We start from the raw sequence: 16,035 nt of genomic DNA on the forward strand, positions 1-16,035 counted from the left end.
GAAGAGGCCCGGGGCGAACGCCGGGCCTCTCGTGTGCAGCAGAGGGACTCAGCTGCGTCGCCGTCGCCAGAGCCCCGCACCGAGGGCGCTCAGGGCGAGCGCACCGACGGCGACCGCCACCCACGTCATCCCCTCCGCGCCGGTCGTGGCCAGTGCCCCGCCCGCGGCGGTCGCGACCGCGGTGACCGCGAGATCCGCACGAGCGAGCTCGGCGCCCTCGCTGTCCGTCGCCACGAGCGCATGGGCGCCCGCGGGTGTGGCCGCCGGGATGGTGACGGTCGCGACCGCACTGCCGTCGGCGGCGATCGTCACCTCGCCCACCCTGACCGGTTCCGAGTGGAGCCAGAGCTGCACGACGGACTCGGGGTCGAAGCCGCGGAGCTGCACGCGGAGGGAGTCTCCGGCCGCCGCGGTGCCGACCGACGGGGTGAGGGCCGGCACCTTCACCGGCTTCGCCTTCTTGACCTTGAGGGCCGCACCGGCCACCTCCGCGCCGGAGGCGTCCTTGACGAGGAAGCGGTGCTTCCCGACCGTCGCATCCGCGGGGATGAGGACCCGGGTGGTCAGCGCACCGTGCGCATCGACCGTCGCGTCCGCGAGCCGCACGCCGTCCAACCAGAACGAGACGGCGGCGTCGGGCGCGAAGCCCGAGAGCACGGCCTCGACCGTCTGCCCTGCCCGCACGGAATCCGCGCCGAGCGTCAACGCAGGATCGGTCTCCGGAGCGCAGACCCCGAGGTCGTCCTCGGGTCGCGCCTCCGGTGCGTGCCCGGCCTGCGGGGCGGTGGTGCCATACACCGCCATCTCCGCCACGGCCGCGAACGGCGTGCCCGAGATCGACGAGGTCGCCGTCACCCGAACGTATCGCGCGGTCGTCGCCGCGAAGTCGACGTCCTGCCACTCCGCGACGTTCTTCCACTCCCCCGCGGCCACGTCGGTGAAGGCCTGCCCGTCGGTGGAGACCGCGACCTGGAAGCCCTTGATGGGGCCGTTCTGGTTCGCGCCGCGACGCAGATAGGAGATGCCGTCGACCGTCTCCGCGGAACCGAGGTCGAACGTCAGCACGTGCGGATACGCGGCGGCGTCAGTGCTCCAGCGGCTGTGCCAGAACGTCCCGGCGTTGCCGTCGAGCATGTTCGCCGCCGTGCCGTCCTCACCCGCGGTTTCCTCGGAGCTCGCGGTCGCGGTGATCTGCGCGTTCGGGATGCGGGCGCGGGACGCGACAGCGGCCTCCTGCGCGGTCTGCACGGTCCGCACATCGCAGTCGACGAGGTAGGTGGCGGCGATGCCGATACTCACCGGCGAGCCCGCGGCCGACGCCGGTGCCGTCAGCAGCCAGTCCGTCGTCACGCTCTCGCCGGGGGCGACCTTCGTGAACAGGTTCGAGGAGCCGTCCGCGACCTCGACGGTGTAGCCCTCCGGGAGGTCGAGCTGCACGCCGACGTTCTCCGCCAGGATGTCCTCGCTGTTGGTGAAGGTCGTGGTGAAGGGTGTCTGCGCCCCGGGGCTCAGGGTCACGGCCTCGCCGGCGACGGTGGCGCACGGGGTGCCTCCGTCCGTCGGGCCGAGGTCCGTCACCGTGAAGTCGTCGAGGACGAAGTCGACGTCCGGCGCGCCGACGCGCTCCAGACCGACCCAGGTGTAGTCGCCGCAGCCCACGATCACGTCCTCGCGGAACGCGGTGGTCTCCAGCGCCTGCACGACAGGAGTGCGACGCAGGGTCGTCGAGGAGATCTCCCCGTCGATCACGGCGTCCGTACCGGTCAGCCAGCGGTACGCTCCGCTCGCTCCGGCCTGGTAGTCGAACCCGATGCGATAGGTGTGCCCGGCCTGCAGCGGGACGAGCGTGGGGTCGGTCCGGTAGACGACGCCGGAGTTCTCGGAGTGCGACATCAGCGAGTGCTCACCGGTGAGGGTGGAGTCCACCGCGAGGCCCGCGGTGGCTCCGGTGTCGAACGGCTTGGCCGTGTTGCGCCAGTCGCTGCTCGTGTACGGGTCGTGCCGACGCGAGATGCTCGTACGCGGGTCGTCGATGCCGTTGGCGTCACCCTTCACGAACGGGCCCCACCCGGGCTGGTTGCCCTCGAAGTCGTTCGAGTACACGGTGCCCGCGGCGGTCGGCGCCGTCGTGTCCGCCATCACCCTGGCGTTGTCGACTCGCACCGCCGCGTCACCGGCGACCGCCGAGACCGAGACGGTCACTTCGCCGGAGGCCGGGGCGAGGAACGACACCGATCCGCGCTGGTAGTACTGCCCGGCCTTGGAGTCGGCGCGCATGTAGTTGTATGTCGGCGAGAGGTTCCAGGTGCGGCTGACGACGCCGGCGCCGGTGTCGACCGCGACGCTCACGTCGCGCGTGGCCGTCGGATCGATCTGCACCTGCGCGGAGAACGCGTAGCGCTTCCCGGGGGTGAGGCCGGTGACGGTCTGCGAGATCGCGGACGCGGATGAGCCGAACACCGCGATGTTGTCGCCCCGTGAGGCGTTCTTCGCCGCGCCGAGGTCCGTGCGCTCGATGGTCACGTCGCCCCGCGGGTTCCAGCCGTCCAGCGACCCCGAGTTGAACCCGGGATCGGCCAGGCCCGCGTCGCGGTACTCGATCGCAGCCCGCTGCGCCCCACCCTGGGGCACGACGACGTAAGCCGCCCCCTTCTCGCCGGCGAGCGTCAGCTTCCCGTCGACCGCGGTGACGGTGTCCACCTTCTCGCGCCCCTGGTCGCCGAGCGCGAACACGTCGAAGGTCGTGTTGCCGCGGAAGGCATCCGTGAGCCCGAAGGTCTTCTCACCGCCGGAGGCCGTGAAGAAGTACATCTTGTCCGCGTCGACGGGCGAACCCGACTCGGCGCTCGACTCCAGCGACTGCCACGGCAGCAGGTAGGAGTCGCCCCGCAGGACGGTCGCGCCGTCCATCGTGATGACGCGGGTACCACCGTCGATCCGGACCGCCACGTCGTCGGTGAAGGTCGCCTCGGCCCCCGCCGCGTACGTCTGCAGGTCGAAGTGCTGCAGGAACTTCGTCGGCAGGCTCTGCGACCAGATGTTGCCGATGAAGCCGTCCCAGTTGCGGTTGCCCACCCAGCCCTCGGCATCGACGAGACGCTGCTGGCCCAGCAGGGCGTCGTCGTTCCAGACGTCCGCCTGCGCGTTCTGGATGAACCGCACCATGGTGGAGTTGATGCCCTTGTTGTCCTTGCCGCCGTAGGCGAGGTCGTTCGGCCAGTGCGACCAGACCGTGCTGTCGACGAACTTGTCGCCCCACTCGGTCGCGACCTCGAGGTCCATGGCGTTCAGCTCGTCCGCGAGCTCCTCGGCCACCCAGCCGTTGGAGTAGTACACGTCGATGTAGACGCCGCTGAGCCCCGGCACCTCGTCCCGCAGCTGCTGGAAGCGGTCGAGCACGCGTCCGGTGCCGAGATCGGTCTGCTGATCGATGTAGTACGACTGGTCGAGCCAGTTCCAGCCGGGCTTGTACGGCGGTGTGCCGTCGAGGATCGCCGCGTCGAACGCGTCCGCCTGCGGATAGATCTCGGTGGCGTTGACGTGCACGCTCATGTCGGCGTTGAGCTTCGCCCCCTCGTCGACGAGACGGTTGAGGTCGGCGAGGCCGCCCGCGCGCTCGTTGTAGTTCCCGCCGTAGTCGGTGTTCGCGGAGTCGTGTCCTTCGCTGCCGAAGCCCTTGTTGAGCACCCACTGCCCGAGGCCGTCGGTCTGGTTCGCGATGCGCTTGGTGTTGTCGAGCACGAGGTCGAAGTAGTTCGTGGCGCTCGAGGCGAAGTTGAACGGGATGCGGCTGATCACGCGGTCGGCGACCCGGTCGGCACCGAGGCGCGGGGCGTCGACCTCCCGGTAGCGGATCGCGGCGTCCTGCCAGTCCACGGTCTCGTCGCCGTTGCGATCGGCGGTGAGGAGCACCGTGACCTTCGGAAGGGCGTAGGTCGTCACCCGGCTGTCGACGGCGGTAGTCGGATGGATGAGCCAGGTGTTCGAGCCGATCTCCGCGGTCCGGCCGTCGGCCGCGGTCACCCGCGTCGTGAGCCGGGTGTTCCATGAGGCGGTGCCGCCGGAGGCCTGCGTCGTCGCGTTCGTGATCACGCTGCCGGCGAGGGTCCCGTCGCCGAGGAAGGCGAAGGCCGCGCCCTTCGTCCCGGTGGCGGTCGCGGGCCCCACAGCGATGTGCTCATCGGCGTTCGTCGTGCTGTTCGGGCTGATCACGGTGCGGTCGAGGACGGCGCCGTCCGCGGCCGTCGCGGAGAGGAAGGCGTTGTCGGGGAGCGCCAGGGTGTTCACCGCAGCGGAGCCGTCGACTCCGGTCACGGCGAACTCGACCGTGCCGTTCGCCGCGACGCGGATGCTGCTGCGCACCGTGACGTCGATGCCGGTCAGGGCCGAGACGTAGTCGACGCCGGTCGCCGTCGCCGTGGACGTGGTGGTCGACGCATAGGCGGTGCCGTTGACCGCCCAGGTGCGCGGGGAGCCCTTCTGGCCGCCGAGGCGCTCATCGCCCACGCGGTAGCCGAGGATCTGCGGGAACGCGGAGGAGACGGTGGCCGTGGTGCCGCCCGCGGCGATCTCGACGGTGTCCCCGGGCTCCGGCTGCTCCGGCGTCTCCGGCTCGGTCACGATCGGCGGGAGCTCCTCGTCGGAGAGCACCTGGATCTCGCCGGCGCCGCCGCCCGTGGTGCCCTGCGCGTCGATGATGAGGAGGGCGACGTACCGGCCGTCCTTCGCGGTCTCCAGCGAGATGCGCTGCTTCTCGTCGTTCGCGGTGGGCGCGTGCAGCGTCGCGGCCGCGGCGGCGGCGCCCCATCCCCCGTCGGCGGGCGAGGTGCGCGCGGCGTCGGCGTCGTCCGTGACGTACACCTCGACGGTCTTCGCCGCGACGCTCTGCCCGCGCTTGACCGAATAGTCCAGCGCCTTCACCGAGAGGGGCCGCTGCAGATCGAGGGCGATCCAGTGCGGGAAGGGGGCGTTGGCCGAGTACCGCGACGTCCACTGGGTCGAGTAGTCGCCGTCGAAGGCGCCGAGAGCCGTGCCGTCGAGCGAAGGCGGCGCCGGATACGGATCGGCTTCGCTGGACACCGCGTGCAGCCGATAGTCCGCGTGCGGGACGGGGACGAGATCGGCGGCCTGCGCCGCGGTCGCAGGGAGGAGCGCTCCGCCGAGCGCGAGAGCCGTCGCCAGCAGGGAACTGACGGCGACGGCGGTGCGCGGCGGTCGGGAAGGTGTCGACACGTCTTGCCTCTCGAACGGTGCGACGGCCGGAGGAAGGACGCCCCGGTGCGCCGCAGATGGATTATCGATCGGAACCGATGTTTGCGCTATCACCGTAGAGCGAGCTTGTGGCTTAAGACAAGAGTCGAACGTTAAGTGTGCGCAAACATTGGCCGAAGGTCACCACCCGAGGCCCGAGTGCGGCTCAGGAGCCGATGAACTCCTCGGTCTCCCCGAAGGACGGCGCCTCCCGGATCTCCACGGTCGCACCGAGGCCGTCGGTGTCGAGCACCACGATCTCGTTGCGCCCGGTACGCCACAACGGCGCGGGGGCGTAGAGCGTCTCCTGCGGGCCCACGCTCCAGTAGCGTCCGAGCAGGAATCCGTTCAGCCACACCAGGCCCTTGCCGCCACCGGGGAAGGCGAGCCACGCGTCCAGGGGTTCGGCGACGTCCAGCGCGGCGACGGCGAGGCCGTCCACCCCGCCCACGGCAGCGGCGTCCACCGCCGGTGCCGTCTGCGGCAGGAGGCGATGCGTCCAGCCGTTCACGAGACGGCGGCCGATCATCACGCCGCGCATGATGCCCTTGCCCTCGCCGGTGTACGGCCCGTAGTTGATGCGCCCGAGGCTCTCGACGACGAGCGCCAGCCGACCGGAACCGCCGTCCACCGGGAGAGCGAGAGACGTCTCGCCGTCCCGCTCGAGCACACCGAGGCGGCGGTCGTCGAGGAAGACGACCGCACGATCGTGCAGGCCGTCGACGGTCAGTGTCGCCTCGTCCGGGAACGACACGTCGGCCTCGTAGGCCACGAGGCCGTCCTCCGCTCCGAGCTGCTCGAAGGTCAGCGGGCGCGGCGAGAGCCCGCCCGCGGCAGGGGTCGCCCGGACCACGTCGAGCAGGCTCGCTCGCCGCTCCAGAGGCGCGGAGGTCGCGGACTGCCGCCGCGGCTGGTCGGGCACGGGCGGCAGTCCGTCGGCGTGGAAGGGGGCGAAGAGCGCGCGAAGCGCATGGAACTTCTCCCCGAGCGTGCCGTCCTCGCCGATCGGGGCATCGGAGTCGTAGCTGGTCACCGTGGGCTGCAGCACGAGGTCGTGGTTCGCACCGTTCCACAGGCCGAAGTTGGTGCCCCCGTGCGCCATGTAGAGGCTGACCGAGCCGCCCTCGTCGAGGAGCTCCCGGATCGTCCCGCCCATGCTCTCCGCCGAACGCACGTGGTGCCGCTCGCCCCAGTGGTCGAACCAGCCGCCCCAGAGCTCGCTGCACATGAGCGCCTCCCCGTGCCGACGCAGGGAGGCCGCCACCGGCACCCCGGTGCCGAACGTGAACGTCGTCATCGCACCCGGCACGCTCCCGTGCGCGATCATGTCCGGAGTGATCCCGTCCGCGGTCGTCAGCATCTCCACCATGCCCCGTCGCCGGAGCCCGTCACGCAGGTGGGCGAGGTAGGCGGCGTCGCTGCCGAACGATCCATACTCGTTCTCGATCTGGATCGCCACGATCGGCCCGCCGTAGGCCGCCTGCAGGGGCACGAGCCGCGGGAGCAGCGCGTCGTACCAGGCGTCGACGGCGGCGAGGAACGCGGGATCGCTCGTCCGCAGCGCCGAGACCCTGCCGGTGAGCCAGAAGGGCAGCCCGCCGTTGGACCACTCCGCGCAGATGTAGGGGCTCGGTCGGAGGAAGACGTCGAGGCCGACCTCGCCGGCCAGCCGCACGAAGCGCTCGACGTCACGCCAGCCGTCGAAGCGGATGTCCCCCTCGACCCGCTCGTGGAAGTTCCAGGCGACGTAGGTGTCGACCGTGTTCGCGCCCATCGCGGCGAGCCGGCGCAGGCGGTCCTCCCACTGGTCGGGGTGGACGCGGAAGTAGTGGATCGAGCCCGACAGGATGCGGTGGGGCACACCGTCGCGGAGGATCTCCCCCTCGCGCCAGGACAGGGCGGGAGCGCCGGAGGCAGCGGCGTCTGCCGGCGCGGCGACGGCGGTGGTCGAGCCGTCGGAAGCCGCGGCGAGAAGGTCGGACATTGCACTCCCAGCTGAATTGTTTGCGTTCACATTATCGCATCGCCGAGGTCCGTGCTCCCTGGTTTTCCGCCGATGGATCGCTACCATTGGGGCATGTCCCCTCGCCGCCCGAAAGACGACCGCGCCCCCAGCCAGGTCGACGTCGCCCGCCTCGCCGGCGTCTCCACGCAGACCGTCTCGCGCGTCATGTCCGGGCAGGACAACGTCCGCCCCGACACCGCGCGACGGGTGCTGGCCGCCGTCGAGGAACTCGGTTACCGGGTGCACGCCGCAGCCGCGTCGCTCGCATCGGGACGCACGCGCGTGCTCGGCGTGATCGTCGTCTCGACGGACCGCTACTCTTCCGCCGCGCTCGGCGTCGGCATCCAACAGGCCGCGGCGGCGAACGGCTACACCGTGACCACCGCGGCGGTGGCAGACCACGCCTCGGACGACGCCTTCCTCGAGGCCTTCGACCGCCTGGAGCGGCAGGGTGCGGAGGGCATCATCCTCGGCGTGCCCATCGCCCTGGACACTCCGGCGATGCGGGCGCGCACCGAACGGACGCCCGCCACCCGCAGCGAGCGCACCTCCCTGGAGGAGGACGCCCCGCTCGCGGTCGACCAGCGCGCGATCGCCCGACTCGCCGTGGAGCACCTCCTCGACCTCGGCCACGAGACCGTGTGGCACGTCTCCGGCGACGACTACTGGACGGAGACGCAGCAGCGCAGCGAGGCCTGGGAGCAGACGCTCCGCGAGCGCGGCATCGTCCCGCCGCCGGTGATCCCGGCGGACTGGACCCCGGAGTCCGGGTACCGGGCCGGGCGCACCATCGCCGCGATCCCCGAGGCGACCGCGGTCTTCGTCAGCAGCGACGAGATGGCGTTCGGCCTCATCCGCGCCCTGCACGAGGCGGGGCGCAGCGTGCCGGAGGACATCTCCGTCGTGAGCGTCGACGACATCGCCCTCGCCGCGTACGCCTCCCCCGCCCTGACGACCGTCCGTCAGCCGTTCGAGGCCATGGGCCGCGCTGCCGCCCTGCGGCTCATCACCCAGATCGAGGGCCACGACCCGGTCGGCGAGATGCCCTCCACCGACCCGCAGCTCATCGTGCGCTCCTCGACCGCGCCGCCCCGACGAGCGCTCTGACCGGGATCGTCACCAGCGGCCGTGGCGGCGCTCCCACTCGTCCTCGATCGTGCGGCGGCGACCCGCGATGATCCCCGCAGGCACCGAGACGACCAGCACCCCCGCCACCACGAGAAGCGGCACCTGCCACCCGCCGCTGGTGTCGTGGAGAAGGCCGACGAGGAGCGGGAACACGGCCGCGATGGCATAGCCGATGCTCTGCACGAAGCCGCTGAGGGCGACGGCGCTCTCCGGCGTACGGGCGCGGATGCTCAGGAGCACGAGGCTCAGCGGGAACATGATCGCGGTGAGCCCGAAGATCGCGACCCACAGCGGCAGCGCGACGGTCGGGAAGAGCAGCAGGCCGGCGAGCCCGACGAGGCCGGCGACCACGGCAACGAAGAACAGCGGGCGGGTCGCCTGGAACCGCACGACGAGCACCGGCACGAGCATGGAGCAGGGCAGCCCGACGAGCGCGAACAGCGAGAGCAGGAAGCCGGCGGTCGCCGGGGTCACGCCGCCGAGGTCCACGAGGATGGTCGGCAGCCAGGCGAAGGCGACGTAGGCCATGGTCGACGACGTGCCGAACACGAGGGCGAGCGCCCACGCCAGCGGCAGTCGCCAGAGCCGGCCGAAGACGCGGGGGCTCGCCGACTGGGTCGTGATCGGCCCCGTCGAGGCGGCGACCGCGTCGCGCACATCGTCCACGCCGTCGGTGGGGTCGGGGACCAGGAGCTCCGTCGGCACCGGGCGGTCGTCGCCGCGGGAGCGCACCAGGAGCGTGACCCACGGCACGAGGGCGAGTGCGGCCACCACGCCCCACATGCCCAGCGAGATCCGCCACCCGAGCGAGTCGGCGACGGGGACGGCGACCAGCGGCGGCAGGAAGGTCGAGACCGCGAGCGTCGTGGAGTACGCCGTCATCATGACGCCGAGCCGGTCGGCGAAGTACTTCTTGACCAGGGGCGGCAGCAGGACGTTGCCCGACCCCACGCCGGCGAACACGACCGCGGTCGCCGCGAGCAGACTCCAGGAGTCGGGGGCGAGGCCGCGCAGCAGCATGCCCGCCGCCATCAGCACGATCGCCGCGACCGCCATCCGCTCCAGCCCGAACCGGCGCTCGAACAGCGGGGTCAGCAGCCCGAACAGCGCGAAGCAGACGGGCGGCGCCGCTCCGATCAACCCCACGATCACGGGGGCCACCGGGAAGTCCTCGGCGACGTGGTCCAGGACCGGAGAGAGCGAGGCGACGGCCGACCGCAGCGAGAACGCGACCAGCACGATCCCGATCAACGCGAGGGCGCGCCCCTGCCAGAGGGGTCGGCCCTGCGGCGAACTCAGGGACCCGGACATCAAGAGGTCTGCGACCCCTCCACCCAGGCGAGGTACTCGTCGGTGACGGTGCCGGTGACGTAGCGGCCGTCGAAGCAGCTCATGTCGAGGTCCTCCAGCGCGGAGCCCTCGGTGATCGCGGCCTTCAGGTCGTCGACCTCCTGGTACACGAGGTGGTCGCAGCCCAGCTCCTCCGCGATCTCCGGGATCGTGCGGCCATGGGCGATGAGCTCGTGCCGCGACGGCATGTTGATGCCGTACACGTGCGGGTGCCGGACCGGCGGGGCGGCGGAGGCGAACGTCACCGAGGCGGCTCCGGCATCCCGGGCCATCTGGATGATCTCCTTCGAGGTGGTGCCGCGCACGATGGAGTCGTCGATCAGGAGCACGTTCTTGCCCTGGAACTCCGTCGACATGGCGTTGAGCTTCTGGCGGACGCTCTTCTTGCGCACCGCCTGCCCCGGCATGATGAAGGTGCGGCCGACGTAGCGGTTCTTGTAGAAGCCCTCGCGGTACTCGATGCCGAGCTTGCGGGCGACCTCCATGGCCGCGGGACGGGACGAGTCGGGGATCGGCATGACCACGTCGATCTTGTCCATCGGCACGTGCTTCGCGATCGTGTCGGCGAGCTTGTCGCCCATCCGCAGACGCGACTCGTACACGGAGATGCCGTTCATGACCGAGTCGGGACGGGCGAGGTAGACGTACTCGAACGCACAGGGTGCGAGCGTCGCGGCGGTGGCGCACTGCTGGGAGAACAGCTCGCCGTCGTTCGTGATGAAGACGGCCTCTCCGGGCTCGACCTCGCGCACGACCTCGTAGTCGCCGTTCTCGAGCACGAGCGACTCGCTCGCCACGACCCACTCGTCCTTGCCCTCAGCGCCGACGACGGTTGAAGGACGACGACCCAGGATCAGCGGACGGATGCCGAACGGATCCCGGAACGCGAGCAGGCCGTAGTTGGCGATCACGGCGATCACGGCGTACGCGCCCTCGATGCGGTCATGCGTGCGGGCGACGGCCTCGAAGATCCGGTCGGGGTCGAGGTCGACCGTGGAGGTCGTGGCCTGCAGCTCACCGGCGAGCACGTTGAGCAGCAGCTCGGTGTCGCTCGACGAGTTCAGGTGCCGGCGGTCGCGCTGTGCCATGTCGGCGGCGAGCTCGCGCGTGTTCGTGAGGTTGCCGTTGTGGATGAGGATGATGCCGTAGGGCGCGTTCACGTAGAACGGCTGCATCTCCTCTTCGCTGGACGCGGTGCCCTTGGTGGCGTAGCGGACGTGGCCGAGGCCGACGTTGCCCAGCAGCCCTCGCATGTCACGGGTGCGGAACGCCTCGCGCACCATCCCCTGAGCCTTGGCGTTGTGCATGACGCCGTTCGCCTCGGCGGTCGCGATGCCCGTCGCGTCCTGCCCGCGATGCTGCAGCAGCAGGAGGGCGTCGTAGATGTCCTGATTGACCGGGGCAGAGCCCACCATTCCGACGATGCCGCACATGGGCTCTTACTTCGCTCCGTCCGCGTAGGCGCCGACGAGGCGCACCGCTCCACCATCGACGCCCTTGGCGCCCTGTTCGAATTCGCCGGCAGGGCGCGGGCCGAAGCCCACCGTGCCGACCTGCCAGGAGGGCATGCCCTCGGCGTTCAGCGCCGCGATCGCGGCGTCCTTCTTGTCCGCCGCCACCACGGCGAGGAATCCGATGCCGAGGTTCCAGGTGCCCTCGGCGGACTCGAGCGTGGAACCGGCGATGTCGCTCAGCACACGGAAGACCGGGCTCGGCGACCACGTGCTGCGGTCGACCTCGACCCAGCTTCCCTGCGGCAGCACGCGGGCGAGGTTGGCGGCGATGCCCCCGCCGGTGACGTGGCTCAGGGCGTGGACTCCGCCGGAGGCCTCGATCAGGCGCAGCAGCGGAAGCGTGTAGAGCCGGGTCGGCTCGAGGAGGGCCTCGCCCCAGGTCGAGCCGAAGTCCGCGGCGTTGTCACCGTAGGAGATCCCGGCGCGGGTGATGATGTGACGCACGAGAGAGTAGCCGTTGGAGTGCAGGCCGCTGGAGGCGACCGCGATGACCGCATCGCCGTCCTGCACGCGCTCGGCGCCGAGGATGGCGTCGGCCTCGACCACGCCCGTCGCCGCCCCGGCGACGTCGTAGTCGCGCGGACCGAGGAGGCCGGGATGCTCCGCCGTCTCACCTCCGACGAGGGCGGTGCCCGTCGCCGCGCACGCCTCCGCGATGCCGCGCACGATGTCCGCGATGCGCTCGGGGACGACCTTGCCACAGGCGATGTAGTCGGTCATGAAGAGCGGCTTCGCGCCCACCACCACGATGTCGTCGACGACCATGCCGACGAGGTCCTGGCCGATCGTGTCGTGCTTGTCGATGGCCTGCGCGATGGCGACCTTCGTGCCGACGCCGTCGGTGCTGGTCGCGAGCAGCGGACGACGGAAGTCCCGCAGCGCGCTGGCGTCGAACAGGCCGGCGAATCCGCCGACACCGCCGAGCACCTCGGGGCCGTGCGTGGCACGGACGGAGGACTTCATCAGTTCGACGGCGAGGTCACCCGCCGCGGTGTCGACGCCGGCTTCGGAATAGGGGTTGGTGGGGGAGGCAGCCACTCGAACAGCCTACCGCCCGCGGCCGACCACTCGGCTCGCCGCCTCCTTCCCGGTTCACCCGCTGCGATCTGTGTATATCAGTCCTCATATGTGGCGTAATCATCTGCGCATGTGAGAGTCTATCGCCGAAGCAGGCGGGTCCGATGTCCGGAGTTCCCGGAAAGAACAGGAGAGGTGGACAGTGCGCGCGCAGAAGAGGAGAACGCAGCGACGACAGGGGAGGAGCGTTGTCGGCGTGAGCAGCGCCATCGCCCTCCTTGCGCTGGTCGGGCTCGCCGTGCCGCCGGCGGCGCACGCCGCGGAGTGGGACGCCATCACCTCGGCGACGGTGGTGGAGCCGACAGGTGAGGTGCACCTGTACGACACCCTCCGCCTCGAGGCCACGTGGGCCGTCCCCGACAGCGCGCAGCCCGGAGACACTTTCTCGCTCAGCTTTCCGACGACGCCCCGCTTCGTCGGTGTCACCTCGTCCTTCCCGCTGCGGGCCCCGGACGGCGCCACCGTCGGCACGTGCACCGTCGCGGCGACCGCCATCACGTGCACGCTGAGCGACTACGTCCTCACGCACGACAACGTCCGCGGCACCCTGTTCTTCCAGATGAAGGCGGAGGAGACCACGGAAGACGACACCGTGACCTTCACCACCGGGGACGGAGGCCCGATCACCGTGGAGATCCCCGGTGGCGGCGTCGGTCCGCAGCGCTCCGAGCCGGCCCCGACGGACGCGACCAAGTCGGGCGTGCAGACCGCCGACGGGACGATCGAGTGGTACATCTGGGTGCCGGGACGCCTGCTCAGCGGCGAGCGCCCGACCCTCACCGACACCGCGACCCCGGGGCTGAGCCTGTTGCCGAGCACCGTGGCGATCGGTTCGGTCGCCGTGGACGCCTGGAACGGCGGCCTGTTCGATGCCGCAGACTTCCGCACCCTCACAGCCGGGTCGGACTACGTCTTCACCCCGGACACTGACAGCTCCTCGTTCACAGTGGTCTTCGCCGCGCCGGCGGAGCCTGACCGCCTCTATCGCGTCTCGTACCAGACGCGCCTGCCCGCAGACGCGCAGACCGGACAGGTGTTCAGCAACACCGTCTCCGGGTCGAGTTTCACGACCACGACGGCGACTGTCACCGCGAGCGTCGCCGGCGGCGACGGCGAAGGGGACGGTCTCGGCGGCTTCTCGGTCGCGAAGCGGATCACGGGCGCGGCGGCACCCCTCGTCCCGGCCGGCGCGACATTCGCCGTCGACTACTCGTACCCCGGAGCGGACGGCCCCGTCACCGGTACCCTCACGCTGCCCGTGGACGGCACCGACCGAAGCGTCGGGCGGATTCCCGTCGGCACGGTCGTGACGCTGTCCGAGCACACCGCGGATGCCGTCCCCGGCGTCGTGTGGGGAACTCCGCAGTTCCGCGGCGACGGCGTGACCACGACGGACGAAGGAGCACAGCTCACGATCGGCGCAGGGTCGGTCGTGACTGTCGAGCTGACCAACCCGGCCACGCTCTCCCCGCCGTCCCCGAGCACGCCGCCGACCACGGCGGAACCGCCGTCACCCTCGACGCCGCCGGCACCGCCCTCGCCGCCGACCACGGGCCTCGCGGCCACGGGCGGCGACCCCGGCGGTCTGATCGGACTCGCCACCGGGGCGGTGCTGGCTCTCGCAGCGGGGATCCTGCTCAGCCGTCGGTCCGCCACCCACGCGGACTCCGCACCCGGAAGCATCGGCATCGAGAACTGACGCTCGCCCGCGACGCGAAGGGCCCGGTCCGACGGATCGGACCGGGCCCTCGTGCAACGGGGTTCCGTGCGGTCAGTTCTGGCCTGCGACGTTGTCGCGAGCGTCCTGAGCGCTGCCCTTCACCTCGTCGACGGCGTGGGTCGCGTCGTCGCGGACGTGGGCTGCGGCGCCGGCGGCCTCATCCTTGACGGCGGCGAAGGCCTCCTGCGCCGGCTCCTTGAGGTCCTGTCCGATCGTCTTGGCGACGTCGGTCGCCTCATCGATGAGAGGCTGGGCCTTCTCCTTGATGTCCTCGGCCAGTTCCTTCTCCCTCGAGGAGGCGGGGATGACGGCGGCCACGACGAGGCCGGCGGCGAAGGCCATGAGGCCCACCGCCAGCGGATTCCCCTGCGCCTTGGCGACGGTGTGCCGCCCGGCATCGGCGACCGAGGAGGAGGCGTCCCCCAGCCGGTCCCCGGCGTCATCGGCGGCGCCCATGACCCGGTCGACGGCCGAGCGCACGGCGCCCTTCATCTTCTGCGTCTGCCGGTGCACGACCTTCGAGGGGGTGACCTTGTCGGCGAGAGCGTCGACGTCCCTGCCGAACTCTGCTCGGGTCCGCTCGATGTCGGCGCGGATCGCGTCGGGTGAATCGCTCATTTGTTCTCCTCATTCCTCTTCACCGCATCAGGGATGCGCTTGAGGGTGTCCACGGTGCGCGGAGCCCCTTCGATGCTCTTCAACTGCTTGCGCCCCATCACGAACAGGACGAGGGCGATCACCGCCCAGATGACGGCGACGATCACGGCCGACCAGCCGAGACCGGTGACATAGGCGCCGAGGGCCCACCAGAGGGCCACCGACAGGAAGAACACGGCCATGAGCGCGCCGTATCCGGCCCCGCCGAGCATGCCCGCCCCCCGGCCGGCGCGCGTGGCCGACTGCTTGAGCTCGGCCTTCGCCAGCTCCAGCTCCTGCCGCATCAGGGTCGACAGATCAGTGGTGACCTCGCTGAGCAGATCGCCGAGAGATGTGGTCTCGGCCTTCTGCTCCGAAGGTGTGGGGATGGGGTCGGTCATGGTCGCCCCTCTTCATCGGAGCCGCGGGTGGCAGCATCCGTCCGGTCGTAGAGCGGGGTGTCCCCGTCGTCCACCGTCTCGCCGTGCGGCGTGACACCCCACGGCGCGGTGCCGGCGTCGATACCGCTCATCCCGTCCGGCGCTCCGGGGACGGTGCCATCGGTCGGCAGCGGCGGCTGACCGAGGGTGGTGTTCTCGGCGACTCCCGCGCCTCCGGCGACACCGGCCGCGCCCGCACCACCGGGAACCGCCCCGGGCGTGGTCGCCGCGGGGACGACGGGACGCGGCGGAACGGCGGCTGCCGTCGCCCCAGCGGCCGACGAAGAGCCGGACCCGGCGGAACCCGACCCCGAGGAGGCCGACTCGGCAGCGCCCTCGGAGAGCGCTCTGGTCAGCCGGCCGGCGACGAGACCGGCGAGTGCCGCCACGGCGATGAACGTGCCGGGCTTCGCCCGTGCGTACGACTTCACCTCCGTGAGCAGCGAACCGGGGTCGCGGTCGCCGATCCAGCCCGCGATGCCCTGGATCCGCGTGGACGCCTGGCGCACGAGGTCGGCGGCGACACCGCCGTCCGAGCGCTCAGCCATCGTGCCGAGCTCCCCGCCCACGGACCGGAGCCCGTCCGCGACACGGCGCTGCTGCACCGCCGCCTGCTCCGACAGCTCGGTCTTGGTCTGGTGGTACAGGTCGCGAACCTGGTCCTTGGCCTCATGGGCGACGGCACCGGCCTCGGCCTTCGCGGTCTCGACGACGCCCGCGGCCTGGCTCTTCGCCTCGTCGGCGACGCCTGAGGCCTCGTGCGCGGCGGTCCGGACGGTGCCCGGAGACTCGGTCGTACCGCTGCCCGCGGCACCTTCTGCATTGCTCTGCGACATCGTTCTTCCTCTCGACTCCCGCCGACGGCCGCCGACGTGTCTGCAGGTCTACCCCTGGATCCGGCGATCACAGCGAGGG

The 16,035-nt window shown here is 71.1% G+C and carries 10 protein-coding genes; 2 read left to right on the forward strand and 8 right to left on the reverse strand.

Going from position 1 to position 16,035, the window contains the following annotated elements; translation table 11 throughout:
• Positions 1-48: 48 nt before the first annotated feature.
• Together AB0P08_RS04015 and AB0P08_RS04020 are read right to left on the reverse strand one after the other, a co-directional pair.
• Complete coding sequence (locus tag AB0P08_RS04015) at positions 49-5,232, reverse strand: endo-alpha-N-acetylgalactosaminidase family protein (protein ID WP_363588201.1); 5,184 nt, start codon at positions 5,230-5,232, stop codon at positions 49-51.
• Positions 5,233-5,416: 184 nt separating this feature from the next.
• Complete coding sequence (locus AB0P08_RS04020; RefSeq protein ID WP_187663104.1) at positions 5,417-7,234, reverse strand: glycoside hydrolase family 35 protein; 1,818 nt, start codon at positions 7,232-7,234, stop codon at positions 5,417-5,419.
• A gap of 93 nt (positions 7,235-7,327) precedes the next feature.
• On the opposite strand from AB0P08_RS04020, the gene AB0P08_RS04025 reads away from it, so the two are divergent.
• A complete protein-coding gene (locus tag AB0P08_RS04025; RefSeq protein ID WP_315638056.1) occupies positions 7,328-8,362 on the forward strand; it encodes a LacI family DNA-binding transcriptional regulator in 1,035 nt (344 codons plus the stop codon).
• Positions 8,363-8,371: 9 nt separating this feature from the next.
• On the opposite strand, the gene AB0P08_RS04030 is transcribed toward AB0P08_RS04025, so the two are convergent.
• The 3 genes from AB0P08_RS04030 to purM are packed head-to-tail and all read right to left on the reverse strand — an operon-like array spanning position 8,372 to position 12,285.
• Positions 8,372-9,694 carry an MFS transporter gene (locus tag AB0P08_RS04030; RefSeq protein WP_187663102.1) on the reverse strand — a complete coding sequence of 441 codons (1,323 nt, stop codon included), beginning with the start codon at positions 9,692-9,694 and terminating at the stop codon, positions 8,372-8,374.
• Positions 9,694-11,166: an amidophosphoribosyltransferase gene (purF, locus tag AB0P08_RS04035; protein ID WP_259952892.1), complete on the reverse strand. Its 1,473-nt coding sequence runs from the start codon at positions 11,164-11,166 to the stop codon at positions 9,694-9,696. The genes AB0P08_RS04030 and purF overlap by 1 nt, the downstream gene beginning before the upstream one ends.
• 6 nt (positions 11,167-11,172) lie before the next feature.
• On the reverse strand, positions 11,173-12,285 hold the full coding sequence (purM, locus tag AB0P08_RS04040; protein WP_187663100.1) for a phosphoribosylformylglycinamidine cyclo-ligase: 1,113 nt from the start codon (positions 12,283-12,285) through the stop codon (positions 11,173-11,175).
• Positions 12,286-12,520: 235 nt separating this feature from the next.
• On the opposite strand from purM, the gene AB0P08_RS04045 reads away from it, so the two are divergent.
• Positions 12,521-14,023 carry a DUF5979 domain-containing protein gene (locus AB0P08_RS04045; protein WP_363588204.1) on the forward strand — a complete coding sequence of 501 codons (1,503 nt, stop codon included), beginning with the start codon at positions 12,521-12,523 and terminating at the stop codon, positions 14,021-14,023.
• A gap of 72 nt (positions 14,024-14,095) precedes the next feature.
• Here AB0P08_RS04045 and AB0P08_RS04050 read toward each other — a convergent pair whose 3' ends face one another.
• Genes AB0P08_RS04050 through AB0P08_RS04060 form a run of 3 tightly spaced genes read right to left on the reverse strand, consistent with a single transcriptional unit; the run spans position 14,096 to position 15,956 of the window.
• Complete coding sequence (locus AB0P08_RS04050; RefSeq protein WP_363588206.1) at positions 14,096-14,662, reverse strand: DUF3618 domain-containing protein; 567 nt, start codon at positions 14,660-14,662, stop codon at positions 14,096-14,098.
• On the reverse strand, positions 14,659-15,081 hold the full coding sequence (locus AB0P08_RS04055; protein ID WP_187663097.1) for a phage holin family protein: 423 nt from the start codon (positions 15,079-15,081) through the stop codon (positions 14,659-14,661). The genes AB0P08_RS04050 and AB0P08_RS04055 overlap by 4 nt, the downstream gene beginning before the upstream one ends.
• Positions 15,078-15,956: a hypothetical protein gene (locus AB0P08_RS04060; RefSeq protein WP_336501379.1), complete on the reverse strand. Its 879-nt coding sequence runs from the start codon at positions 15,954-15,956 to the stop codon at positions 15,078-15,080. Before AB0P08_RS04060 ends, AB0P08_RS04055 begins: the two co-directional genes overlap by 4 nt.
• Between the last annotated feature and the right edge of the window lie 79 nt (positions 15,957-16,035).

Origin of the sequence: Microbacterium meiriae, assembly GCF_040686935.1 — a bacterium.
In the GTDB taxonomy this organism is placed as follows: Bacteria; Actinomycetota; Actinomycetes; order Actinomycetales; family Microbacteriaceae; genus Microbacterium; species Microbacterium meiriae.

What these genes read in the sequence shown, in the direction of transcription:
- AB0P08_RS04020 (WP_187663104.1), bottom strand. Translation starts at nt 7,234, where the DNA reads ATGTCCGACCTTCTCGCCGCGGCTTCCGACGGCTCGACCACCGCCGTC.
- AB0P08_RS04025 (WP_315638056.1), top strand. Translation starts at nt 7,328, where the DNA reads ATGTCCCCTCGCCGCCCGAAAGACGACCGCGCCCCCAGCCAGGTCGAC.
- AB0P08_RS04030 (WP_187663102.1), bottom strand. Translation starts at nt 9,694, where the DNA reads ATGTCCGGGTCCCTGAGTTCGCCGCAGGGCCGACCCCTCTGGCAGGGG.
- purF (WP_259952892.1), bottom strand. Translation starts at nt 11,166, where the DNA reads ATGTGCGGCATCGTCGGAATGGTGGGCTCTGCCCCGGTCAATCAGGAC.
- AB0P08_RS04050 (WP_363588206.1), bottom strand. Translation starts at nt 14,662, where the DNA reads ATGAGCGATTCACCCGACGCGATCCGCGCCGACATCGAGCGGACCCGA.
- AB0P08_RS04055 (WP_187663097.1), bottom strand. Translation starts at nt 15,081, where the DNA reads ATGACCGACCCCATCCCCACACCTTCGGAGCAGAAGGCCGAGACCACA.
- AB0P08_RS04060 (WP_336501379.1), bottom strand. Translation starts at nt 15,956, where the DNA reads ATGTCGCAGAGCAATGCAGAAGGTGCCGCGGGCAGCGGTACGACCGAG.